Origin of the sequence: Bacillus sp. FSL K6-0138, assembly GCF_037982765.1 — a bacterium.
Lineage (GTDB): Bacteria > Bacillota > Bacilli > Bacillales > Bacillaceae > Bacillus > Bacillus glycinifermentans.
In genome coordinates, this window is record NZ_CP150286.1 from 2,744,899 (window position 1) to 2,768,386 (window position 23,488).

Below are 23,488 nucleotides of genomic sequence, written 5' to 3' on the forward strand. Positions count from 1 at the left end.
ATATTTGTTGATCTAAATTGATCAATGAATATCCTCTATTTCTTTTGGAGGTGAACAACGTGGGATGACGTACACCTTCTTTATTAAGGATAAAGGACGGTTGAATTTGTGGCTGAAGTAGATGTAAATACACGACTAAGTGTCTTAGAAGAAAAAATGAAAAATCATCAAGAAAAAATTACAAATTTAGAAGCAAGAACTGAAGACATGAGTCGACTAACAACACTTATGGAACAACAAATCGAAATAAACAAAGATGCTCAAAAACAATCGAGAGAACAATTTGTCACATTGACTGAGATGAATAACAGCTTAAAAAATTTAAGTAAATCATATGAAAAACTCGATAATCGAGTGGGCATTCTTGAGCAATCAGATTCCAATAGAAAAATCGACCCAGGTCAGTTCGGTAAAGATCTTATGTACAAGGTTTTGCCAACCGTAATTGCAACATTAGTCGGTGCATGGTTACTTATACATTTTGGACTTAAATAAGAAAAGGAGATTGATATTATGACTAAAATCAACTGGAAAGTAAGACTTAAAAAGAAAACATTCCTTGTAGCAATTTTCTCCGCAACACTTTTATTTGTTCAATCAATCGCTGCTGCATTTGGATATGATTTGACTGCATTTGGCAATGACCTTACGGAGAAATTTAATGCCTTCCTTGCGTTTTTGACTGCAATGGGCATTATCGTTGATCCAACAACTAAAGGTATCTCTGACAGCGAACAAGCAATGGAATATGAAGAACCAAGAAAATAATTCGTAAAGGGTTGATTTAATGAAAACAACAATTACATATTCCCCTTACCCTTCAAACTTTTCGGAAGTCAAAATTGACACTGGTGAGGATAAATCTATAACGCTTCGTCTTGTTATTCCCCCTGTGGTTTCAGATGATGCTGTGAATACAGAAAATAATACAGCTCAAACATCAACGAATACGTTGATGGAGCCTATCATAAAATTTGAAATTAACGATGGAATAGCAACTGAACAGATCATGGATATGAACAAACAGGACACTACTGTTTTGCTGCAGGTTCTCAGAGATTTTTTAAAACAGATGTGATTTGTGAGGGATCTCCCCTCTTCTTTTTCAAACAAAAAATAGACTTCCCTTGAGACCCGCAAAAGTTTAAAGGGAAAATCTATTTAAAAAAGACGCTTTGAGCCAGCCCCTTGAGGGCTGCTTTGTACTTCTGACTCGACTGTTGGCCGCAGTCGGGTCTTTTTAAATGAATATGACAACATTCTAAACAATTTCATTATATTGTAAGCGCGAAAATAATTCAAGAAGATTATCATAATTCTTAAGCTGATCAAAAAAGATCCTACTGATAAAAATCAGTAGGATTGCCTTCATTTGACCGTACGGTGCACCATCACCTGCGGTTTATTCAAAAACAAAACTTTCCTCTGATCTAGAAAAACCAAAGTTAATATGATACTATTGAATTAACTTTGGAAGAGGAGGAAGATTAAGTGAAATTTGAGTTGTTTCAATTTCTAATATTTCTCGTAGGCTATACGAAATTAATTCTCACTTTAAAAGAAAACAACAAGGTTGAAGACCACCTCTGCGACATGTGCAAAAAACGGAGAGATGGTCATAGCTAATCTCTAAGACCTGGCTGCAACCAGGTCTTTTTTAAGTTAACATCATGACATTGTAGTCTGATGATAAACCCAATTGCAATACTTTTGCTTAACGAAGATAAAAAAATTCAGCATGCATTCACTAAAATAAAGAATATAACATTAATATGTTGTTTTGTATTTCGTTTTACGTTTATTATAGTCAATGGAATACTTCTTGTCAATTGCAGTCTTTGATGTTGCCTGCATTTTGGGTGATTCCCAAAATGAAATTCAAGAATAATTGTAATGCATTACATACTGTTGGTCAAACTAAAGAAAGAATGTAGGGGATAATCCATTTTGCAATACTTTTGTTTAATTAGAGTAGACAAACCTTTTTAGAGAAAGAATACAATTCCATCTCATAACAAAAGAGGACATCCCTTGTTTTATGGAAAAAATTAAAGAGATGCCCCATTCGTATTGCTTTAATTATATGCATTTTTGAAAAACGTGTATCAGAAGACAGCCTTTTCAGCAACTTGAACATGTTCACCTTGTTGGATTGCAATCTTTCCAGTTGATACTCCGAAAGCAACCAGACCAGCTAAGATGACCGTAGAAGCAATGGCAATTGTCTTTTTCATTTTAATTCCTCCGTCATTTTTAGAATTTGATCCCTTGCGTGTATACATTTTTCAAGAAACTTAGCGGTGTTTATAATATCATCGGATTTTTTAAAGTAGCATCCCACCTCTAGTGTTAATTCTGCTACATCATTCCATAACCCCATCTGCTCTAAAGTGTCAAGGGAATCCGCTAATACACTTTCATTGTACTCATCGTACAAAGTGTTAACAAGAGTAAATTTCGCCAAATATTCCTTATCCCCTTCTTTTTCTGCACGATTTAATCCTTTCTTAAACCATTCCCTTGCTTCTTCAATATGTCCAGATTTGTACAAAACGTGGGTTAGATTATAAACGGCTTTTAGTCCATTATAAGTATTAGCATATTCATCAATTTGTAAAGCGTTTCTAAAACAGTCTTCTGCTTCAGAAAGCATATTCCTTCTATTATAAAGGATTCCTAAATTATGATATGCCTTTCCCTCTGAGTTGGATATACCTCTTGTTTTGGAGATGTGTAATGCATGTTCGTAATGTTTGTAGGCTGCTTCATAACGGAATAAATCAAGTTTGTTTGCTCCCAGTATCATTTCGCTGCTCACTGTTCGATGGGCATAATCGTCATATTCACGAAAAACAGTTAAAGCTTTTTCTGCATACGCCAACGAGAAAAAGTACTGATCAATATGATAATATGATATGGCTAAATGATAATAGAATTCTGCTTTTTCAATTTCATCCTCAATTTTAACAAGCTTATCTTCAGCTAATTTATAATAATTGATTGCATCAATATATTTCTTTTTGGAAAACATGTATTGACCAGAGAAAAATAAGAAGTAATACTGCAACATGTCATCAGTTTTCTGCATTTCAGGACTCTTCTGAATTTTATGAAGAATTTTACCGGATGATTTGAACATATCCAACAAAAGCTTATGACGGGAATCTAAGAGATTATAATAAAGAAGCAAATTTTGATTTTCTTCCATATCTTCTAACATGTTATTGATTTCTTCTTTCATTTTCACTGCATTTTCAATTTCACGCTTCTTAATCATCGTATACCATTGATTAATCTTATTGGCCACTTCTTGATATGCAATTTTTGTTTTTGTCAATCTCCTTCATCCTTTCTTAGATTATTCACACAACATTTTTATAATCATCTGTATTATCGCAAAATTCGGAAGTCCTTGAAAGGTTTTTGCTTAAATTTGTAAAACGCTGTCGTTTTTCTTAATTTTTAAACCCTTAGGCTCTCTTCTTTTTCTTTGATTAAATCAGTCCGTTGGGCTTTCCCAAGCCTAGTGAACAACAGGATACCAATTCCAGCAAGGATCTCAATCACCCCACCAAAAGCAATCACTTTTCCTGCTCCAAAAAAGGTTGCGGCATATCCCCCAATTAAAGCCCCCAAAGGAATCATGACATAGGAAATCATGCTGATAACTGAATAAACCTGTGGTTGATCTTCATCATCGACAGACATTTGAATAATGGTGTGCTCTGGAACATTAATTGCACTAATAGTGGCTCCTAATGCAAAGGCAGCAAGAAATAGTAAAGGTAAAAGCGAATTCATGCCCGTTATGAAAAATGCTGCACCTTCAACAATTCCAGCCGTGACAAACAACAGGCCATATCGATTTACTTTAACCTTTGCCAAAACGTAACCTAATAAAAATGCTCCACCAGCAGTTGTAACTTTTATTAAAGAATGAATGATCGGATCACCATTGAGTTCTTCAGCTATGTAGACTGCCGAAAGTGCCTCCCAAGGTGCAGAGGCTAAATTGGAGAAAACACAATAAATAGCTAATGGAAACAAAATATGGTGACTTCGGACAAGAGTAAAACCTCTTCTCAGTTTTTTCAAATATGTACCCTTTTTCTTTGATTCTTCAGCTCTCTGTTTAACGTTTTCTTTTATGGTGTATTTGATGAAAAGAATTAAACTGGCTGAAATTATATAGAGTGGGAATGTAATCAATGTTGCCTGCACTGCCCCGATTGCGACAATAACCACACCGCAAAGAGTAACCGCAGCAAGCCTAACAACATGTTCTGACGATTGCATGATTGCATTTGCTTTTTGAATGAGATCTGCTTTCACAATTTTCGGAATTAATGAAACAGATGCAGGATTGTAGGATGCTCCTGTTGCTGAATGAACAAGCATGAGCAGTATGATAAACCATAAAGGAGAAAAGCCGCTAAAGTAACATATTGGAATGGCAAACATGAGCATTGCCCTTGTTAAATCAGCAAAGAACATCCAGAATTTTAATGAATTTGTTTTCATTAGAGGAGTTATAATTGGCCCTAACAGGGCTTGAGGAAGAAAAGAAACTGCCAAGAGTAAAGCTGTACCCATCGCTCCCTTCCCTTCGTAAATCAAGAACCACAGAATTGTATTGACAGCAAAGCAATCTGCGGTTATCTTCACCAATTTAGAGCAAAAAAGAAAGGCGAAGTTTTTTTGCCATACAGTATTACCACTATCCATTTTTCATAAATCCCCCTTACAAAAATCCCTCTTTTTTACAATGTTTATTTTATAAGCATATCCTATTTTTGGTTTATGGGTCAACGTCAACCAGGAATTGTTTAAGAAAAATTTATGTTAAATGGACTCTTAAGCGGGAATGAAAAATGATGTTCACAATCCTTCCAGCTTATTCTTCATATGCAATTTCAATGCAGCTTTCCAATACCTCGCCTCCCCCTCTTTAATCCCCCCTTCTTTAGTTCTTATATAATAAGGATACTCCACAAACATATCATCACATGCAACAAACTCTTGAATCTTCGTGTTTTCCTTCTTTAAATAGTCATTCAACTCTTTTCTTATTGAAAAGAGCTTCTTCAACTTCCCCTCATAATATTCAACAAGTTCTGGTTCTTTATTTGATTCAGCTTTCGTCAACTTTGTATCCATTGCATGGATACACAGATCAATAATGATCTTTTCATGTATTGCGTTTTCAAGTTCCTTAGAAATAACAGGCTTCATACTCTCAGCACCTCAAAGCAGAATGTATGTTCCCTTTTATTATACATTTTTTAAACAATTCCTAAACAAAAAATCCCTCATTCAGAAGGACTTTCATTAATGGTATTGTCTTTTTCTTTTCTGAGAACATAACGACCGCGGTATGTCTTTTCCACTTCAGGATGATACTTCAATAATCCTTGCATAAAAGTAGTCATATTGCGAATCGGCATCCCTGTTTCCTTTTCAATTTCTTTTTGAAGCTCATATCCCCGTATTTCACCTTTGTGATCCCTTAAAATCTTTAAAGCTACCTCACGATGTTTGTGAGATTTCGTCCCGAGCCTTGGTTTTCTGCTAGGGTTTAAGGATGACACAATTGGCGGATTTGTTTTCTCTGGTTTGTTTTTTTCAAAGGACTTTGCCGTTTCATTTGCCAACTCTAATAAGGATTTTTTGTGGATCATGTTTGCATCGGTTGCTTCGTCTGGATTGTTTTGATTATCTAATTCGCGCAGCTTAGAATAAATTTCATTGCGCTCTTCCCGAAGTTGACGCAGCAAATTAATCTCAGCATCATTAAGCTGTTCAAGCCTTAAACGTAATGCTTCCCTTTCAGTAAACATAACCCCATCTCCTAAAAAACATTATTTTATTATAGTTTATAGGACTTTTATAATTTTAACAATTGATTTCTAATTTATTTAAATATTAATCTCCCCCGTCAAGTAGACAGCGGAAATAATCAAAACACATAGGGCGGCTTTAGCTCTGTATCTTTGGAGTTTAAGTGAAGGGAGTTGAACACCTCCAGCCTACTCATTGGCCTACGACTTTCCCCTTCCTTGTGGTTGGAGTCTTCTTACAGAAAACTATAAAGTAGTCAAATATTTATACCAGTTAGGAGTTAATAAACGTATCATGCAATATGTTTTCAATGGTTTTAACTCCATAAGATGTTGTTTGCTTAAATGGGACATCGTAATTCTTTGTATAATTACGTGCAGCCCAGCTTCCTTTATGGGCGGTGAATGGAGTGACAACTATTACTAGATCACTTTTTCTTACCGCAGCCTCTATACGATCTTCATTCTCCGTTCCTTCAAATCCTTGGTATTTAATTTGATGCTGATTAAATAATTTTTTTATATTATCATGTGTTTCAACAGCACCTATTACTGTTACACACTTCCCTACATACGCCGGGTTTGCAAAAACAGTATCTTTTTCTTTATCGATATTAACCCCGGATACAGACTTTTTTATAGCAGAAGCTCCGAAGACATTCTTCTGTGCTCTTGGAGCACTATCATGTCGCCAACTGACGAATAGATTATCTTCCCCTTTATTATAAGCAACATCTACAATTGATCCTTTTTCAAGAGAAAATTTTTCAATTATATATTGATTTAAAACAAACTTTCGTTCAATTCCATTTACAATCAGTGCCCCACCGGTTGCAATTCTGTTAATATAAAGGTCTCCTTCTTCCTCATCAATTACACAATATTTGATTTCACGTCTAAGAGGTTCTTCATCATTCATATTGACCTTTTTGTATAGATAAAAATCATATCTTGATCCATCACCCTTTGGTATTGCTTTAATTAAATCTCCCGTTGAAACTGCTAAACGACGTATTTGACCCTCTGGCATTCGTAAGATTTCAGCGGGGTCATGTATACTTTCTAAGTTTCCGTTAACAGGGAGCCTTCTCAATCTGTAAACATGTGTATCACTATCCCCCTTATACTCTTCTATCTTATTTTCCTCTATTTTTTTCTCATCAATATTATTATTTTTAAATGAATCTTTTCCCCCCTCTGCTCTTATATCATCAGACATTAAATCTGGGAGATTATCCATCGCTTTTAAAAAATCTAGATATGATTGAATCTTTTGAGTCAAATCCCCATAATTGTTTTCATCTAATTGGTTAACAAGATTAAATATTCTGCTCTTTATTTCTAATACAATTAATCTTTTATCCAAACAAATCGCCTCTTTGTTAAAGTCTTCTTCATAATACGAAACTCAAACGTCTAACTCTTTGATGATTACAGTCAATTTGAGTTTCAATAGCTCCTACAGTATTATTTGCAACAGCCAAATCGATTGCAAATTGTTGTGTGTTGAGAAATTTCCAACTTGAAAAATGTTATCTCAAGTGCTTATTTATTGTATTCTCCTTTATTTTGAATCTACTTTACGAACTTTGTCAATTATGTGGAGTAACTTTATTTTGCCCAATCTCAATTGTCACTTATATTATGAAAAACCCACAAATTTCTGGATTCCAATATTGAGGGTGAACACGATTTCAAAAATAATACGAGCAGAAAATAAAGACAAAGAAAAACCTCATCCCTAATAAGGATGAGGCTGTTTTGATCACTCTTCATCTTCCCAATCTTCGTCTTCTTCCCAGTTTTCTTTTTTCTCTTTAAGTCTTTCAAAAAAGAAATTCAAAAAGTTATCTGCAACAATTCTTCCATAACCAGCTTCGTTTGCCCATAAAATTACAGGACATTCTCCATCAACCATTTTGTTGGTATCGAGACAATACGAGAACTCGTCTATATATTCAATTACCGCTATACCTTTCGGTAAATTAAAGTATCTTCTATAATCTTCTGTCTGTTCAACGACAGTTGCTTTGCCATTAACGAAGCCAAGAACTTCTATGCCATATATCCCTCCTGAACCATAATTTTTCAAGAACCATTTATAACTCGTCGGAAAATTCAATTGAAGTTTCTCTTCCAGTTCAGAAATGATCCCTTCACTTATACCACCTGTAAAGTCGTCGGCATCAGCATTTTCTTTTATGAATTTTTCCACCTTAGAATAATCCATTTTTTCATATCCTCTGCTAAGGGAAATTTCATCCCTGGTGTTACTCCCAGTTGTCTATTGCTTCTTGGAAGCTATCTTGTAAATATTCATCAAAACTTGAATATCTTTTAACCTCATTTTTGCTTGTGTCATCCCACCTTATGACACTATAATCTTCTTCTGTATTTAGGCAATAAACAAATTCATCTACATTTTCAATAACTACGTATTTCTCAGGTAAACCAAAGTTTCTAAATCTTTCTGTAGCATCAACTACTGAAGCATAGCCATTTCCTTCTACACCCAAAACTTCAACCCCACATATACCTCCAGAACCATAAGATTTAATGAATTCTTTATATTCTTGTGGAAATTTACATCTTAACTTGTTTTCAGCATTTGTGATATCTTCGTCGGTTACTGCTCCGACAAAATCGCCTTCTTCAATATACTCATTTATCATCTTTGATATTTGTTTATTCATAATTATTATCACCTCAATCTAGATTTTGTGATCTCCAAACCCAATAATTTCTTCTAAAGTTGTTGAATTGTTTATCTAATATCTCATTGTTTCTAAAACTATCTCCATTTTTTATCAGTCCGTGCAAAATCTTTTTGTATTCATCATGTGTAGTCGCTATTATTTCAACCATATTTCCAGCTTCCTTTTGGAGTATGTGATGAAGCTCAATTTGAGATTCTACCCCATTTTTATCAACTGCATATGGTGCTCTACCTTTCTGAATAAGTTCTTTATTCGATAACCCATTTGCTTTGGGGTTCCTTGGTCTATAGTTCCAATCTATATCAACTTTCTGAAACACACGCCTTGATATATCCCTCTCCTTACCCCCTACTTTTACAGTACCTTTAATGTCAACTGCTTTGTAATTATGCCCCAACCAATCAAGTTTAACTTCTTTCCCAACTAGTTTCGAAGCACTCTTTCTTCTTCTGCTTATTGCCGTCTTCTTAATGTTATCTGTGGCCTTTTTTATATATTGAATAGCCTCTTTCTTAATATTCTCTCCATCAAGAATATTATAAGGTACTTTACCCCCGCCAGCCAACTGAACCCGTGGCTCAAAAGGATTGTATATTTGAATCCCTTTTACTTTGGAAGCGACCCTTTGCATCGATTTTTTAAAAGACGCTACGCTTTTTTCCACAGCCTCTTTCGAAGCTTTAATCGTTTTGTTCGCTACTTTTTTAGAAGCTTTACTCGCTTTGGCTGTGACCTGTCCAACCTTCCCCGCTTTGGCCACTTTCCCTACTTTGTCAACGCCTTTTGAACTAACAATCGATGTACCGACCATTCCAACGGCATAGCTAAACCATCTAGCTTGGGTATAAGAATCGCCATTGACTACATCTCGCTCGTAAGACTCTTCAATTCCCTGTTTCATAATATTAAATACTTTTACGGGATGATGAATCGTATAATTAATGCCCTCAATCGTTTCGTCTGGGTGAGCGATCATGTCCCATATGCCTACAGCAGTATCGACAACTGCATTTTTGATTCCTGCAGCACTTCCTTTAATGGAATTGCCAAAATTACGAGAGCCTTCGATTCCATTGAAATACCGTTGTTGCCAAGGGGAAAGATTTTCATATCCAATTTCCTTGGCAAGCTCATAAAACTCTGAAGCTGTTGAAAAGTCATAATCATCAAGCTTCTTCTTTAACTTGGAAATTTTGATATCATGTTCACTAACTTCGCCAATCTCTTTTTCAAGCTTTGATCTCTTATCAAGCTTGTCCAACATGACTCCCATCGCTGTCTCTTGATTCCCGCTCAAAGCATCCAACTCATCCGGTTTTAAAATCGATCCTTTTTGATAGGCGGCAATCTCAATTTTAGGCCCCGTATACATTTTTTCAAGTCTTTTTATGTATTGTTGCATCGTCTCAAGATCGTTTTCAGCAGTTTTGAGGGCGCTTGTTTGTTCCCTGTCAAACGTATGCAGCTTTTCAATCGTCTGATTGATGTCAGTCAATGCTTTTCTATTCTGCTCATGAAATTCGTTGTCATTTAAACCTGGCAGATCGACAATATGGCTGACTTTTGAAATGGCGGCGTTGGCTTTGGACACCAAATGTTTCGTTGTTCGATCAGCCGCGTTTAAGCCTTGTTCCAATTCATGATCGAGAAATGATTGCGAAATATATCCGTTGTGATTCGGCTCCAAGGAATTCAATGCATTTTTAATTTTTTTCAATGCTGATTCATATTCGTCAATGAAAGTTTCGTAGAACTGAAGAAACGGAGTGTGGCATTCTTCGTAGAAAGCACGAATCGCATCTCCGCCTTTTCCTTTTAAGGCATCGTCAAGGGATGTGATGGCTTCAACGCTTTTTTTGACTTTAGCCATTTCATCTGATTGCTTTTTTAACTGTTCCAGCGTATGGTCAATTGCTTTGTGCAACGCCTGAACGTCCAAAGTTTTCATGACATTCTCCTCTAATACTAAAGTTACAATCAGTATATATTTTACCACTTTATAGAAAGGGATTGGTGGATAAATCCTGCTTATCCATGAAAATGAATCGAATAACCTAGTTCATAATTCCTGTTTGTTTTAAGCACAAAAAGAAAGACGCACACCCCTCATACGAAGGCATTTGTTAACAAGATGGGAAAATGAGAAGGAGTTATTATGCTCCCTTTTATATTCTCAATAAAATAAGAATTTTATCGGGATTCAAATACCGTGAAAGTAAACAGCTATTTTGATGAAGATAAAGATTGTTCATATTTTGTTATTTGTTTTTGATTGCATCCTTTGGAAATGTTAAATATAATCAAGAAAATGTTACCTAATTTATAATGTCACCAAAGGGAGTGTCGGTGTGAATTTAAAGAACGCTTTAGAAAATCATAATGTCTCTAATATACTGGGTTATATAAGGAAATCCAGACAGGATATTGAGCGAGAAAAACGAACAGGAGAGGATACATTAGCCGAACAAACTAAATTGATGAACAATGTTTTAATGTCCATAGAACTTCCTTATGAATTAAAATCAGAAATTGGTTCAGGTGAAAGCATAGATGGTCGCCCTGTTTTTCAAGAATGCCTCAAAGACCTCGAAAACGGGAAATATCAAGCAATAGCCGTTAAAGAGTTAGCACGTTTAAGCAGGGGGAGTTATTCTGATGCTGGTAGGATTATTGAGCTTATAACAGAAAAGCGAATTCCTATAATAACTCCATACAAAGTATTTGATCCAAGAAACGTAATGGACATGAAACAAATTAGATTTGAGTTGTTCTTAGCTAGAGAAGAATACGAGCTGATTAGAGAACGTTTGACTGGAGCAAGATATACTTATGCCGCACAAGGAAAATGGGTAGCAGGGAAAGCCCCATATGGATATCGATACAATAAAAACACAAGGAATCTTGAAATAAACGAAGAGCAAGCAAAAGTCATTATAATGATTTATGATTTATTTCTATATGGCTTAAATGGCGTTGATATGAGTTATACAGCAATAGCAACGCATTTAACTAAAATGGGCATTCCCACTCCCAGAGGAAAGAAAGCATGGAGTTATTTTTATGTAAAGCGGGTACTTGAAAACGATCTTTATATAGGTACGATCAGATTTAGAACCCATGAAAGAAATAAGAAAGGGCAAAGAATCCCTAGACCTGAAAATGAGCATATTGTTGTTGAGGATGCTCATCCAGCAATTATAGAGAAGGGAAAATTTGAAAAAGTACAAACAAAAATAAAAAATAAGCCTATAGCACCCCACAATCCTCTTGATTTTGATCCATGTGAACTCGCTAGTGTATGCACTTGTTCGGTTTGTGGAGGAAAGCTTGTGAGAAATTGTGGTAAGCATAGATATAAGAAAAAAGATGGCTCTGAGAGTATTTATATTAAAGAGTTCCTAAAATGTCAAAAAGAACGCTGCATGAGCGTTAAATATCGTGATGTTGAAGAAGCAATCTTGGAAGTATTAAAAAATATTGAAAGCATGGATGAGGATCAGCTTAAAATCTTTTTTGAGGCTCAGATTAATGAGCAAAAAAATGCAGATGGCTCACAGACGCAAGAAAGGATGCTACAGCAAATTGAACAAAAAGAAAAGGAGCTAAAGAGTCGAGAATCCTTTATTTTTGAAAAATTTGAGCAAGGAATTTATACTGATGAAATTTTTCTTCAACGAAAAGCTGTTATTGATAAAGAAAGAGAAGAACTTAAAAAAGCGAAGAGCGAGTTAGAGCAAGCTCCTGTATTGACCAAGAATGAATCAATACCAACCATAAAAGAAAACATGAAAACATTTAGAGAAGCTTATATGGAGCAAACTGAAAAAACGATAAAGAATGAGTATTTAAGAACAATTTTTGATCATGTGGAGATTGAAATTATTGAAAAAGGAAGAGGCACACGGCCTTCAAAATTTAGGATTGTCCCTTATTTTAAGTATAAAGCTTTAACCAATAAAAACTTGAGAACCCTTGTAAAATAGGGGTTCTTTCTTTTGGGGGTATGATAAATGACAGACGAGTCCGTGATCGCGTTTGCGAGCTTGCTCAGCGAATTTCCCGTCAGCGGCGCAATCACCATGCAGTCAAGCGGTGTTTTCGGCCCGAGAGGCTCCGCTTTCGGTATGGAATCGATGACTTCAAAACCCGTGAGCTCTTCGATTTTCCTAACCCATTCTTCCCCTTCTCCAAATCGTGTGTCCGTCGATTTTACCGTTGTCGTCACGATCGGCCTGACCTCTGCTCCTTGATCGACGAGCTTTTCGATTTGCGGAAAAACGGCATCATACGTACAGTGAGAACCCGTAAGGCCAAATCCGATTCTTTTTCCCTTGATCGACATTATGACAGCCCCCTTCAATCGGTTGTTGATGGTGATAAAAGATTGCACAAAACGTTGGCGATGATCTGACCCGCCGTTTTAGGAGCGACAATACCCGGAAGACCCGGCGCAAGCAGCGCTTTGATGCCCTGTTTTTCGGCAAATTCGAAGTCGGTGCCCCCCGGGCGGGTCGCCAAATCGAGAATCAATGTTCTGGGTGTCATTCGGGATAGGACGGCGTGATCGAGAATGAGACTTGGAATGGTATTGATGCAAATATCGGTATCTTCGACGTGCTCCCCAAGTTCATGTATGTGAAAAGGAGTGAGGCCCATCTCCATGATTCTGGCAAGGTGTGCTGAGGCTCTCGCGCCGACTTTGACGCGGGCTCCGAGAGCGGAAAACGCCCGGCTGATGCTCATGCCGGTCCGCCCGAGTCCGAGAACCATGACGTTTGAGCCGTGAATCGTATAATCGGTGTGCTGGATAGCCATCATAATGGCCCCTTCAACTGTAGGTATCGAGTTGTAAATCGCGATATCGTCTCTTTCAAAAAGCTTGATGAGCCGGCGGTTTGATCCCTTGGCGATTCCTTCTAAATAATCGTTTGATATACCTGAATAGATCGTGCAATGAGGCTTTGTTTTTTCCAAATGCTCCTGCATTAGCACAACTTCTTCATTCGAGAAAACGGTGGCAACCGCGCCGTCTGCCGATGTTCCTGATACAGGCAGAACGATGCTGTCTACCGCTCCGAAGTCGAGTTCGCCTAATTTTAATTTGGTGGCGCCCGTAAATCCGTGGTCAAGCTGGTCAAAACCGACCAGAAACACCTGTGCATCCTGTTCGGTCAGCTTGCGGATGATTTCAAGCTGCCTCGCATCACCGCCGATGATTGCAATCGTCAATCCGGTTAACATGGCTTTATATTCACCTTCTTTTTGACAAGGATCTAATTCATAAGCTAATGTCATCATATGAAAAAAAGGAAATGGCGGTGAATTGAAATATTCCGGGTGATCTCAAGGCAATAAAAAAACCCGGCTTGAGGAGTGATATGCTCCCCTAAAGGTAGACAGATGAAATAAAAAAATCTGTTTGCCTTGGGGGAGTTTTTTCATGGCTGGAAAATGGTTTTCAAAAGAAGAAAAATTGAATATTCTATCAGAATGTGATCAGGGCAATAATTCGGTGAAGGAGATCGCAGAAAAATATGGCATTCATGCCGAAACGATTCGTGAATGGAGAACATCGCATGATATGGCGGGTGTGGAGAGTTTGGAACGTTCAAAGCGCCATAAGTTCTATCCCGCAGAATTAAAATACAATGCCGTGAAAGACTTCTTATCCGGACGCTACTCTCAAAGAGAAATCTCGAGAAAATATAAGATTTCCAGTAAATCCGTACTCATGAAGTGGGTTGAGCTTTATAATGGTCATAAAACGTTAAAAGACAGCGGGAGAGGAAGGAATCGTTTGATGACCAAACGGAAGAACGTTTCATTGGAAGAACGGATTGAGATTGCGAAGGATTGTCTAGCTCATGGAAAGGACTACGCCAGATCAATGGAGATTCATCAAGTCTCCTACCAACAGGTGTATCAATGGGTGAAAAAGTATCAAGAAGGCGGAGAAGAGGCCTTAAAAGACAACCGAGGGAAACGCAAAACCGAAGAAGAATTGACACCTGAAGAAAAAATTCAACGGGAAAACAAACGGCTGGAACAGGAAAATGAGCGTTTGCGCGCAGAGAATGCGTTCTTAAAAAAGTTGGAAGAGATCAAAAGGAGGCGGTTCTAAGTCAGGTTCGGTACGAAGATCGATATCTCGCCATTTTAGAGCTGAATCGAAAAGAAGGCTTTTCTGTCCAAATGTTATGTGAGATTGCCGAAGTTTCGCGCCAGGGGTATTACAAATGGAGGAGCCGAGTACCTTCAGCGAGAGAAAAACAGAATGAAAAGATTATCGCCGAGATGACGCTTCTTCATGAACAAATTGGCGGTATCTACGGATACCGCAGAATGACCTTAAACATGAAGCGCCGCTTTAAAGAGCGCCTCAATCATAAGCGCATCTATCGGCTGATGAAAATCGCCAAGCTGGAGTGTGTCATTCGGCGGAAGAAAAAACGTTACGGCAAAGCGACGCCTCAACATGTGTCCGAAAATATCCTGAATCGAGAGTTTAAAGCGGACAAACCAAATCAAAAATGGGTGACTGATGTGACAGAGCTAAAATACGGCCATCGGAAAGCGTACCTCAGTGCCATTTTAGATCTTCATGAGGGAATGGTCGTGTCTTATGTGCTGGGGAAATCCAATAATAACGCCCTTGTGTTTAAAACCTTGAACCAAGCGCTTGAGGCAGCCCCAAACGCACGTCCTCTCCTTCACAGCGACAGAGGTTTTCAATACACGTCCCACCAGTTTAGAAGGATGATTGAAAACGCAAATATGACACAGAGTATGTCCCGCGTCGGCCGCTGTATTGATAACGGCCCCATTGAGTCGTTTTGGGGGAAATTAAAATGCGAGAAATACAGACGGAATTCGTACGAGACATTTGAGGCACTTCAAAGCGCAATTGATGAATATATCCACTTTTACAACCACGATCGTCTACAAGAAAAACTAAACGGCCTCAGCCCAGTGGAATACAGGGCTAAAGCCGTCTAGTGTGTTTTAGTTATTTCCACTGTCTACTTGACAGGGTGCAGATCAGAGCCGGGCCGGTTCTTGCATTATGAAAAAGAAGTTTATTCGTCGTGATTCCCGAGTTCTTCCGGAACGTCGAGAATGATCATGTCAGATCCGATCTTGCGGATCTGCTTCCAGGGCACTCTGATGTCATTCCCCTGTTTTCTAAAGCCGAACCATTTGACCGACGGGATGATAAGAGCGGTAATCTGTCCGTCCTGTTCATTGATTTCAAGGTCGGTCTGTCCTAAAATGCCGAGGCGCTCGGCCCGCTTGACATCCACGATTTCCTTTCCGGATAGTTCACTGAGCCTCATCGAAAAACCCCCCTTTTGTAATGATGTATGTTCTCCAAACAAAAAACATGCCTGCACTTTTAAACAGGCATGTTTTTCAGGCATATATTACTTCGGCAGCTCTCCGGTCGGGCTGATTAAGGCCGTTGAAAAATCATCGGTAAAAATGCGGTTCGCGAGGCTGTTAACCCGGTCCAGGTTAACGGCATTCAGCTTTTCGATGATTTCATCAAGCGTCCGGTGCCTTCCAAGTAACAGCTCGTTTTTGCCGTTGCGGCTCATTTTGCTGTTTGTGCTTTCAAGGCTCAGCATCAGGCTGCCTTTCATCTGCTCTTTGCTGTTTTCAAGTTCTTTCGGCGTGATGCCCTCTGTTTTTAAAACGCGAAGCGTTTCATGGATCGTATCCGAAAGAAGCTGAAGCTGACCCGCGCCTGTTCCGGCGTAAATGGTCATCATTCCGCTGTCTTCGTACGAGCTGTGGTAGCTGTATACGGAATAGGCGAGCCCTTTATCTTCGCGGACATCCTGAAAAAGGCGGCTGCTCATGCTTCCTCCGAGGATGTTGTTGAGCACGATCAAATCGTAAATCTCTGGATGGCCGGCTTCCAGGCCGTTGAAGCCGAGGCAGAGATGAGCCTGTTCGGTTTCTTTTTTCCGCGCCATTTTTTCATGCCGGAATTCCGGTTTACTCGTTCCCGTTCTTCTTCCTTTTGCCTCATATGAGCCAAAATGCTTTTCGGCTTCTTTAATAAAGCTGTCAGAAACATTCCCGGCAATCGAAATCACGACGCGGTCAGGCGTGTAATATTCGTCCATATACCCTCTCAAGGCATCCCCGTCAAACGTGGCAAGCGTTTCCTCTGTTCCGAGAATCGGATAGGCGAGGGAATGCCCTCCGTACGACGCTTTGCTGAGCAGATCGTGGACGATGTCGTCAGGCGTGTCTTCATACATTTTAATTTCTTCGTAAACGACGTTTTTTTCTTTTTTTAATTCTTCTTCGTCAAAAGCTGAATGAAAGAACATGTCTGAGAGCACTTCCAATGCATAGCTCGCATGCTCATCAAGAACTTTGGCATAATAGCACGTATACTCCTTTGAGGTAAACGCATTGACCTGTCCCCCGATTCTGTCAAACGACTCGGCGATGTCTCTGGCCGTACGCGTTTTTGTCCCTTTAAAAAACATGTGCTCCAAAAAATGCGAAATGCCGTTAATTTCCGGTGTTTCGTGTCTTGATCCGGTTCCGATCCAAACCCCGATCGCGACGGACCGGACAGTGGGATTGTTCTCGAGTACAATTCTTACCCCATTTTGACAAGTATACCGTTTTATCAAATCTGTTCCTCCTATTCAAAGAACGGGCCCTGAGCATCTATTTTACCGCAAGCCTTTTTTCGTTCAGCAGCTGTGAGACAGTTCCGATATGATAGCCTTTTTCTTTCAGCTTCTGAATCAAGATTCCGAGGCTTTTGGCGGTTGGATCTGTCGGATGCATTAAAATCATGGCGCCGTTATGTACTTTGCTTAATACCCGATGCTGCAAGACGGCCGGCTGCGGCTTCTGCCAATCGATCGTATCAACTGTCCACATCACCGTTCCCATTCCCATCTTGCGGGCCTGATCTACAACTTCTTTGCGAAAGCTTCCGCTCGGCGGAGCAAACCATTTCGGCTCAACGCCAATCGTTTCTTTGATTTGCCGGTTCGTCAGCCGCAGCTGTTCCGAAATGCGTTCACTCGTCAGTTTGCTCATATCGGGATGATTGTATGAATGGTTTCCGATTTCGTGCCCGTCTCTTACAATGGTTTTCGCCAGCTCAGGATGATTTTTCACCCATCTGCCCTCGAGAAAAAAAGTGGCTTTCACATCGTTCTCTTTCAAAACAGGAAGCATCTTTGTTAAGTGCTCATTTCCCCAGGCGACATTGATAAGGAACGAGACCATCGGTTTGTCGGGATGCCCGCGGTAGATCGGTTCAGGCTTCAAAGACTCAAGGCGGACCTCCGGTTTGACCTGGTCATAGACGAGAAGCTTTTCATCGAATGTGCCTGAACGCTTCATCTTTTTGTACGATTTTTCGATATTTACCTTTAACCCATTATAGCCGGGCATCGCTTTCCAAATTCTATCGATTTTTGCATTTTGGGCTTTCACTTCATATTCAGGAGCTTTTTGAAGCAGTTCCTGATACAGTTCGTCCTTTTGGGCGGCAACGGTAGCCGCGTCCTTTGTCATTGCATCTATGTAATCTAGTGAGTACGGATGATTCATGACCTGATATGATACAAGCAATAAAAAGAAAAAAACGGCAAACGGAACGAATTTTCTTTTCAATTGTATTTCCTCCCTTCCCCACAAAATATGTGGGAAAAGGACAAGATAGAACTGGAGCGGTTTTTGGAAACAATTTTGCTTAAAACAAAGAAGCCGGGTCCCCCAGGCTTCCTTTTTCGTTTTTTCAGCTTAACAGAAGCAAGACGGACACCGTTTTAAGACTTTTGTTCTTCCTTTTCCTTCTGTTCGCGGAGTACTGCTTTTCTTGATAAGTTGACACGTCCCTGCTTATCGATTTCTGTTACTTTGACAAGGATTTCGTCGCCTATTTTCACGACGTCTTCAACTTTTCCGACACGTTCAAGCGCAAGCTCTGAAATATGAACGAGACCGTCTTTTCCGCTGAAGAGCTCGACGAAAGCGCCGAATTTTTCAATCCGTTTGACTTTACCTAGGTAAAGCTGTCCGACTTCAACTTCTCTGACAAGGTCTTCAATGATTTTCTTCGCTTTTTGGTTCATGCTTTCATCTGTTGAAGAAATAAAGATCGTGCCATCTTGTTCGATATCGATTTTAACGCCTGTGTCTTCAATGATTTTATTGATTTGTTTTCCGCTTGGTCCGATAACATCGCGGATCTTATCCGGATTAATCGTCATCGTCAAGATTTTCGGTGCGTATGGAGACAGCTCTTTTCTCGATTCAGCCAATGTGTTCAGCATGCTATCAAGGATTTCCATTCTGCCTTTTTTCGCCTGCTGAAGCGCTTCATCCAAGATTTCTCTTGAGAGACCGGCAATTTTAATATCCATTTGCAGGGCTGTGACGCCTTTAGACGTTCCCGCAACCTTAAAGTCCATATCTCCGAGGTGATCTTCCATACCTTGAATATCGGTTAAGACCGTGTAGTTGTCGCCGGATTTGACAAGCCCCATGGCGATTCCGGCAACCGGCGCTTTGATCGGCACCCCTGCGTCCATCATCGCCAGCGTGCTTGCGCAAATGCTGGCCTGGGAAGTCGAACCGTTTGATTCAAGTACTTCAGAGACAAGGCGGATGGTGTACGGAAAGTCTTTTTCAGACGGAACAATCGGTTCAAGCGCCCGTTCTCCGAGGGCTCCGTGTCCGATTTCGCGGCGCCCCGGTCCGCGCATCGGTCCTGTTTCCCCGACGCTGAACTGCGGGAAGTTGTAGTGGTGCATGAAGCGTTTTGATTCTTCTACACCGAGACCGTCCAAAATTTGAACATCGCCGAGCGCACCCAGCGTACAGATGCTGAGCGCCTGCGTCTGTCCGCGCGTGAACAGGCCGGAACCGTGCGTTCTCGGAAGCAGTCCGACCTCTGAGGAAAGCGGGCGGATCTCATCGACGCCCCGGCCGTCCGGACGAACCTTTTCTTCCGTGATCAGGCGGCGCACTTCATTTTTCACAAGCTGTGACAAAATGTCGTTCACCTGTTTCAGCGTTTCTTCATCATGCTCTTCTTCTTCAAATTTTGCTGCAACTTCTTTTTTTACTTCGTTGATCGCGTCTTCGCGCGCGTGTTTTTCGTGAACCTGGATGGCTTTTAACAGATCGCTTTCAGCCATGGCTTTCACTTTTTCTTTCAGATCGGAATCGATCTCATACAGAGTGACTTCTGATTTTTCTTTTCCGACGACGGCGACGATTTCTTCCTGGAATGCGATTAAGCGTTTGATTTCCTCATGACCGAACATGATCGCTTCAAGCATGATCTCCTCGGGAACTTCGTCTGCTCCGGCTTCCACCATGTTGATGGCATCCTTCGTTCCGGCCACGACTAAATGAATGTCGCTTTTTTCAAGCTGCTCAAGCGTCGGATTGATAATGAATTCGTTGTCGACCCGGCCCACTGTAACACCGGCGATCGGTCCTTCAAACGGAATATCAGAAATCGACAGCGCAAGGGATGAACCGAACATTGCCGCCATTTCTGACGAACAGTCCTGATCAACGCTCATCACGATGCTGACGACTTGAACTTCGTTGCGGAAACCGTCGGCGAACAGCGGACGGATCGGACGGTCGATCAATCGGCTGGCCAGGATTGCTTTTTCGCTCGGTCTGCCCTCTCTTTTAATAAAACCGCCCGGAATTTTTCCGACAGCATAAAGCCTTTCTTCGTAATTCACGGTTAAAGGGAAGAAATCTACGGTTTTAGGCTCTTTTGAAGCCGTTGCTGTGCTTAGAACCGCAGTATCTCCATAACGGATCAGAACGGCTCCGTTTGCTTGTTTTGCAAGCTGGCCGGTTTCAACGGTCAGTTTTCGGCCGGCCCAATCTATGGAAAAGACGTGTTTCTCTTGTCCCATTCTTATATGAACTCCTCTCTTCGGATAGTTTTTACGTTACTCCTATTATGAACGAAATGAATTGAACATATCAATGGCAAAGTGCTATGTAGAGATCGAATCAGTTAATTAAGATCATATATATGAACCACGTGTTTTGGAGTTGCCGGATATTCGTTTTTATACGATAAAAAAGCGGGAATCCTCCCGCTTTTTACGATTATCGACGTAATCCTAGTTTGTTGATCAACTCACGGTAACGAGTTACGTCTTTGTTACGAAGATACGTAAGAAGATTACGACGTTTACCTACCATTTTAAGAAGACCGCGACGTGAGTGATGGTCTTTCTTATGAACGCGCAAATGCTCGTTCAGGTTGTTGATTTGATCAGTTAGGATAGCGATCTGAACCTCCGGTGATCCCGTGTCAGATTCGTGTGTTTTGAACTCATTGATGAGTTGGTTTTTACGTTCTTGAGTAATTGCCATCCTGTTTCACCTCCAAATGTTATTAGCCCCGGTTACCTAGCAAACGCCGGTGAATCGATTTGCCAAGTGATCGGTTTTAAAGCTACAGACAATATGATACTAGAAAGACCGGCCTGATGCAAGGCATTTATGAGAAACTTTGCCGTATGTTTCATTTTCATCATCATTGTTGACGGATGTCCGCTGTTTTTATACCTGTTAAATTTCGGTCAGCTTCGCTTCTTGAAAAAAGCGGATCGCTTCTTCCCTGTCTTTCGAAATTTGTGCGACCAGTTCGTCCACGCTGCCGAATTTTTTCTCGCTTCTCAAGCGTCTGTACCACTCGACTTTTATATCAGTTCCGTATATCTCCCGGTTAAAGTCAAATAAGTTCACTTCGATCGAAGGCTGGTCAGGGCGTTTTTCGTAAAACGTCGGCTTGTATCCGACATTGCAGACTCCGTTGTACGACGTCCCGCCGATTTCCGCTTTGACGGCATATACGCCTATCGGCGGCACGATGTACGCGTCGGAAAGCCCGATATTGGCAGTCGGAAAACCGATCGTCCGGCCCCTTTTATCACCGTGAATCACGATGCCTTTGACATAGTACGGTCTTCCGAGCAATTCAGCGGCATACTCTACGTCGCCTGCCCCGATGACGGTGCGGATCCGTGTCGAACTCACCTTTTGATCCTGATTGGAATATTTGGCGACACAAGTACCTCTCACGCGGCCTTTGGCAAATTCCTGGAAGTTTCCCATCGTGCCTTTTCCAAATTTCCCGAAAGTAAAATCAAAGCCTGCCACGACATGACATACATTAAAACCGAGAATATATTGCTCGATAAATTCTTCAGGCGAAAGGGAAGCAAATTCGGGGCTGAATTCCACGATATATAAATAATCGGCCCCCAACCCTTCGATGATACTGATCTTTTCGCTTAAAGGCGTAATTAAGTCTTTAGGCTCTGAGCCTTTTTTCAACACGGCCGAAGGATGAGGGTGAAACGTCATCACGGACGTTTTCGCTCCTTCTCTCTTTGCGATTGTTTCAGCCGTCCGAATCACTTGCTGATGCCCCAGGTGAACACCGTCAAAATAACCTAGTGCCATAACTGATTTTGGAAAGTCCTCACGCTTCAGGTCGTGCGGATGAGAAATATGTATCGTCTTCAAGAACGGTCACCTTTTCTTATTGTTCGCTTTTTTGCACGAGTACTTTTGCAGGCTTTAACAGTCCCGGCTTTGCAGGATGAGGAAAATAAACGGCAATACAACGGCCGTCTTCCGTGAAAACCGCCAGGCGGTCTTCGCCGGTCAAGTGTGTTAAGCCCGCGGGTGTTTCAAGCACTGCGCCATTTTCCACTTTCTTAGCTAATGTATCACTAATTATCCATTTCGGCAAATGATCAAGCGCACGCTCGATCGGGACGAGCTGCCCGGACAATGTGCCGTTTGCGATGTGATCCTCAATCTCTTCAAACGTCAGGCACTCCTCAAGCGAAAAATTGCCTGAAGCCGTCCTGATCAGATGGGACATATGGGCCGGAAGCCCGAGCTTTTCGCCGATAGTGACCGCCAGAGTCCTGACATAAGTGCCTTTGGAACATGTCACAGTAAACCTGAACCGGGCCGTATCCTCTTCTCCCGCGACTCCAGAGGTCAGTTCGATATGATGAATGGTGACGGTGCGCTTCGGCCTTTCAACCTCGATCCCCGCTCTTGCATATTCATACAGTTTTTTGCCGCCTACTTTGACTGCCGAATACATCGGCGGCACTTGTTCGATTCTGCCTTCAAGGCTTTTAAGGACGCTCCTCACCGCTTCTTCATCAGGCGGAGTGCCGACCGGCTTTCTTTCGGTGATCTCCCCCGTCTGATCCTCTGTCGTCGTTGAAAAGCCAAGCGTAACCTCGGCATCGTACGTTTTTGATTTCTCCGTCAAGTATTCAACGATTTTGGTCGCCCTGCCGATACAGATTGGGAGAACGCCTGACACCTCGGGATCAAGCGTCCCTGTATGACCGACTTTTTTTGTTTTTAGCATTTTGCGGATCTTCATGACGCAGTCATGGGAGGTCATCCCGACCGGTTTATGTAAAAGCAGGACTCCGTTGTACATGCAAACATCCGCTCCTTTCTCATTTCAGCTAAAAAGGACAGGCGGTTAAAAAACCGCCTATCCTCTTTTTCAGCTGTTTATTCTTCTTTGTCTGAATGCAGTTCATGGATCAATGTTTCGATGCGGTTTCCGTAATCGATTGATTCATCGAATTCAAACTGGATTTCAGGTGTTTTGCGGAGCCTGATCCGATTCCCCAATTCGGACCGGATAAAGCCCTTCGCTTTTGCAAGGCCTTTTAGCGTCTCTTCTCTTTTCTTTTCATCGCCAAGAACGGAAATGTACACCTTGGCGATTTGCAAGTCGCCGGAGACGCTGACATCGGTAACCGTTAAGAACCCGATTCTCGGGTCTTTCAGCTTTCTTCCGATAATGTCGCCAAGTTCTTTTTTCATCTGTTCACCCACACGGGTAGCTCTCATACTCATGTCCATACC

At 40.8% G+C, this 23,488-nt stretch carries 24 protein-coding genes and 1 pseudogene; 6 read left to right on the plus strand and 19 right to left on the minus strand.

Translation table 11 applies throughout. The features are described from left to right. Positions 1–108 precede the first annotated feature (108 nt). The 4 genes from MHB78_RS14665 (at position 109) to MHB78_RS14680 (ending at position 1,626) form a co-directional block, all read left to right on the plus strand. Positions 109–495, plus strand: a complete 387-nt coding sequence (locus MHB78_RS14665; RefSeq protein ID WP_021837858.1) for a hypothetical protein — start codon at positions 109–111, stop codon at positions 493–495. An 18-nt stretch (positions 496–513) separates the two neighbouring features. Continuing rightward, the gene (locus MHB78_RS14670) at positions 514–768 is read left to right on the plus strand and encodes a phage holin (RefSeq protein ID WP_046132712.1); all 255 of its coding nucleotides are present in this window, start codon (positions 514–516) and stop codon (positions 766–768) included. Between the two features lie 19 nt (positions 769–787). Next, positions 788–1,078: a hypothetical protein gene (locus MHB78_RS14675; protein ID WP_046132713.1), complete on the plus strand. Its 291-nt coding sequence runs from the start codon at positions 788–790 to the stop codon at positions 1,076–1,078. Between the two features lie 413 nt (positions 1,079–1,491). Next, positions 1,492–1,626: a hypothetical protein gene (locus MHB78_RS14680; RefSeq protein WP_340032769.1), complete on the plus strand. Its 135-nt coding sequence runs from the start codon at positions 1,492–1,494 to the stop codon at positions 1,624–1,626. Positions 1,627–2,105: 479 nt separating this feature from the next. Here the strand turns inward: MHB78_RS14680 and MHB78_RS14685 are convergent, their stop codons facing one another. From MHB78_RS14685 to MHB78_RS14725, 9 genes are all read right to left on the minus strand, one after another. Continuing rightward, positions 2,106–2,234, minus strand: a complete 129-nt coding sequence (locus MHB78_RS14685; protein WP_255131167.1) for a hypothetical protein — start codon at positions 2,232–2,234, stop codon at positions 2,106–2,108. After that, a complete protein-coding gene (locus MHB78_RS14690) occupies positions 2,231–3,337 on the minus strand; it encodes a Rap family tetratricopeptide repeat protein (protein ID WP_082094171.1) in 1,107 nt (368 codons plus the stop codon). The genes MHB78_RS14685 and MHB78_RS14690 overlap by 4 nt, the downstream gene beginning before the upstream one ends. Positions 3,338–3,462: 125 nt before the next feature. After that, positions 3,463–4,725, minus strand: coding sequence for an MFS transporter (locus tag MHB78_RS14695; protein ID WP_046132714.1), 1,263 nt, complete (start codon positions 4,723–4,725; stop codon positions 3,463–3,465). 153 nt (positions 4,726–4,878) lie between these two features. Next, on the minus strand, positions 4,879–5,232 hold the full coding sequence (locus tag MHB78_RS14700; RefSeq protein WP_335499247.1) for a hypothetical protein: 354 nt from the start codon (positions 5,230–5,232) through the stop codon (positions 4,879–4,881). Between the two features lie 77 nt (positions 5,233–5,309). Further along, the gene (locus MHB78_RS14705) at positions 5,310–5,837 is read right to left on the minus strand and encodes a hypothetical protein (protein WP_065894406.1); all 528 of its coding nucleotides are present in this window, start codon (positions 5,835–5,837) and stop codon (positions 5,310–5,312) included. Positions 5,838–6,111: 274 nt separating this feature from the next. Further along, positions 6,112–7,203 carry a DUF2325 domain-containing protein gene (locus MHB78_RS14710; RefSeq protein WP_065894404.1) on the minus strand — a complete coding sequence of 364 codons (1,092 nt, stop codon included), beginning with the start codon at positions 7,201–7,203 and terminating at the stop codon, positions 6,112–6,114. Between the two features lie 399 nt (positions 7,204–7,602). Next, complete coding sequence (locus MHB78_RS14715) at positions 7,603–8,067, minus strand: SMI1/KNR4 family protein (protein ID WP_046132718.1); 465 nt, start codon at positions 8,065–8,067, stop codon at positions 7,603–7,605. 40 nt (positions 8,068–8,107) lie between these two features. Continuing rightward, a complete protein-coding gene (locus MHB78_RS14720; RefSeq protein ID WP_046132719.1) occupies positions 8,108–8,530 on the minus strand; it encodes an SMI1/KNR4 family protein in 423 nt (140 codons plus the stop codon). Positions 8,531–8,543: 13 nt separating this feature from the next. Beyond that, on the minus strand, positions 8,544–10,502 hold the full coding sequence (locus tag MHB78_RS14725; protein ID WP_046132720.1) for a T7SS effector LXG polymorphic toxin: 1,959 nt from the start codon (positions 10,500–10,502) through the stop codon (positions 8,544–8,546). 400 nt (positions 10,503–10,902) lie between these two features. Between MHB78_RS14725 and MHB78_RS14730 the strand changes: the two genes are divergently transcribed. Continuing rightward, positions 10,903–12,537 carry a recombinase family protein gene (locus MHB78_RS14730; protein ID WP_046132721.1) on the plus strand — a complete coding sequence of 545 codons (1,635 nt, stop codon included), beginning with the start codon at positions 10,903–10,905 and terminating at the stop codon, positions 12,535–12,537. Positions 12,538–12,563: 26 nt separating this feature from the next. On the opposite strand, the pseudogene MHB78_RS14735 reads toward MHB78_RS14730, so the two are convergent. Both MHB78_RS14735 and dpaA read right to left on the minus strand, forming a co-directional pair. After that, a pseudogene (locus tag MHB78_RS14735) lies at positions 12,564–12,899 on the minus strand (dipicolinate synthase subunit B); the annotation flags it as partial. A gap of 11 nt (positions 12,900–12,910) precedes the next feature. Further along, entirely contained in the window at positions 12,911–13,795 is an 885-nt protein-coding gene (dpaA, locus tag MHB78_RS14740) for a dipicolinic acid synthetase subunit A (protein ID WP_046132722.1), read from the minus strand. Positions 13,796–13,994: 199 nt separating this feature from the next. Between dpaA and MHB78_RS14745 the strand changes: the two genes are divergently transcribed. Continuing rightward, positions 13,995–15,550 (plus strand): IS3 family transposase gene (locus MHB78_RS14745; protein ID WP_231947390.1). Its coding sequence is split into 2 segments (ribosomal slippage): positions 13,995–14,652 and positions 14,652–15,550, totalling 1,557 coding nucleotides; the frame shifts between segments, so codons are not numbered across the junction. Between the two features lie 80 nt (positions 15,551–15,630). Here MHB78_RS14745 and MHB78_RS14750 read toward each other — a convergent pair. The 8 genes from MHB78_RS14750 to rbfA all read right to left on the minus strand — a co-directional run bounded on the left by MHB78_RS14750 (position 15,631) and on the right by rbfA (position 23,479). Then, positions 15,631–15,888: a YlmC/YmxH family sporulation protein gene (locus MHB78_RS14750; RefSeq protein WP_046128913.1), complete on the minus strand. Its 258-nt coding sequence runs from the start codon at positions 15,886–15,888 to the stop codon at positions 15,631–15,633. Positions 15,889–15,975: 87 nt separating this feature from the next. Then, complete coding sequence (locus tag MHB78_RS14755; RefSeq protein ID WP_046128914.1) at positions 15,976–17,205, minus strand: pitrilysin family protein; 1,230 nt, start codon at positions 17,203–17,205, stop codon at positions 15,976–15,978. A gap of 37 nt (positions 17,206–17,242) precedes the next feature. Then, positions 17,243–18,205 (minus strand): polysaccharide deacetylase family protein, encoded by a 963-nt coding sequence (locus tag MHB78_RS14760; protein ID WP_046128915.1) that lies wholly within the window; start codon positions 18,203–18,205, stop codon positions 17,243–17,245. Positions 18,206–18,360: 155 nt separating this feature from the next. Then, positions 18,361–20,478, minus strand: coding sequence for a polyribonucleotide nucleotidyltransferase (gene pnp, locus MHB78_RS14765; protein WP_046128916.1), 2,118 nt, complete (start codon positions 20,476–20,478; stop codon positions 18,361–18,363). A 199-nt stretch (positions 20,479–20,677) separates the two neighbouring features. After that, a complete protein-coding gene (gene rpsO, locus MHB78_RS14770) occupies positions 20,678–20,947 on the minus strand; it encodes a 30S ribosomal protein S15 (protein WP_006638123.1) in 270 nt (89 codons plus the stop codon). A 198-nt stretch (positions 20,948–21,145) separates the two neighbouring features. Then, positions 21,146–22,105 (minus strand): bifunctional riboflavin kinase/FAD synthetase, encoded by a 960-nt coding sequence (ribF, locus tag MHB78_RS14775; protein WP_046128917.1) that lies wholly within the window; start codon positions 22,103–22,105, stop codon positions 21,146–21,148. A 16-nt stretch (positions 22,106–22,121) separates the two neighbouring features. Further along, positions 22,122–23,051 (minus strand): tRNA pseudouridine(55) synthase TruB, encoded by a 930-nt coding sequence (gene truB, locus MHB78_RS14780; RefSeq protein ID WP_046128918.1) that lies wholly within the window; start codon positions 23,049–23,051, stop codon positions 22,122–22,124. Positions 23,052–23,128: 77 nt separating this feature from the next. After that, positions 23,129–23,479: a 30S ribosome-binding factor RbfA gene (gene rbfA / locus MHB78_RS14785; RefSeq protein WP_046128919.1), complete on the minus strand. Its 351-nt coding sequence runs from the start codon at positions 23,477–23,479 to the stop codon at positions 23,129–23,131. Between the last annotated feature and the right edge of the window lie 9 nt (positions 23,480–23,488).

Excerpts from the sequence above, each read along its gene's own strand:
- MHB78_RS14670 (WP_046132712.1), top strand. The coding sequence starts at position 514 with ATGACTAAAATCAACTGGAAAGTAAGACTTAAAAAGAAAACATTCCTT.
- MHB78_RS14675 (WP_046132713.1), top strand. The coding sequence starts at position 788 with ATGAAAACAACAATTACATATTCCCCTTACCCTTCAAACTTTTCGGAA.
- MHB78_RS14685 (WP_255131167.1), bottom strand. The coding sequence starts at position 2,234 with ATGAAAAAGACAATTGCCATTGCTTCTACGGTCATCTTAGCTGGTCTG.
- MHB78_RS14695 (WP_046132714.1), bottom strand. The coding sequence starts at position 4,725 with ATGGATAGTGGTAATACTGTATGGCAAAAAAACTTCGCCTTTCTTTTT.
- MHB78_RS14700 (WP_335499247.1), bottom strand. The coding sequence starts at position 5,232 with ATGAAGCCTGTTATTTCTAAGGAACTTGAAAACGCAATACATGAAAAG.
- MHB78_RS14705 (WP_065894406.1), bottom strand. The coding sequence starts at position 5,837 with ATGTTTACTGAAAGGGAAGCATTACGTTTAAGGCTTGAACAGCTTAAT.
- MHB78_RS14715 (WP_046132718.1), bottom strand. The coding sequence starts at position 8,067 with ATGGATTATTCTAAGGTGGAAAAATTCATAAAAGAAAATGCTGATGCC.
- MHB78_RS14720 (WP_046132719.1), bottom strand. The coding sequence starts at position 8,530 with ATGAATAAACAAATATCAAAGATGATAAATGAGTATATTGAAGAAGGC.
- MHB78_RS14725 (WP_046132720.1), bottom strand. The coding sequence starts at position 10,502 with ATGAAAACTTTGGACGTTCAGGCGTTGCACAAAGCAATTGACCATACG.
- dpaA (WP_046132722.1), bottom strand. The coding sequence starts at position 13,795 with ATGTTAACCGGATTGACGATTGCAATCATCGGCGGTGATGCGAGGCAG.
- MHB78_RS14750 (WP_046128913.1), bottom strand. The coding sequence starts at position 15,888 with ATGAGGCTCAGTGAACTATCCGGAAAGGAAATCGTGGATGTCAAGCGG.
- pnp (WP_046128916.1), bottom strand. The coding sequence starts at position 20,478 with ATGGGACAAGAGAAACACGTCTTTTCCATAGATTGGGCCGGCCGAAAA.
- rpsO (WP_006638123.1), bottom strand. The coding sequence starts at position 20,947 with ATGGCAATTACTCAAGAACGTAAAAACCAACTCATCAATGAGTTCAAA.
- truB (WP_046128918.1), bottom strand. The coding sequence starts at position 23,051 with ATGTACAACGGAGTCCTGCTTTTACATAAACCGGTCGGGATGACCTCC.
- rbfA (WP_046128919.1), bottom strand. The coding sequence starts at position 23,479 with ATGAGTATGAGAGCTACCCGTGTGGGTGAACAGATGAAAAAAGAACTT.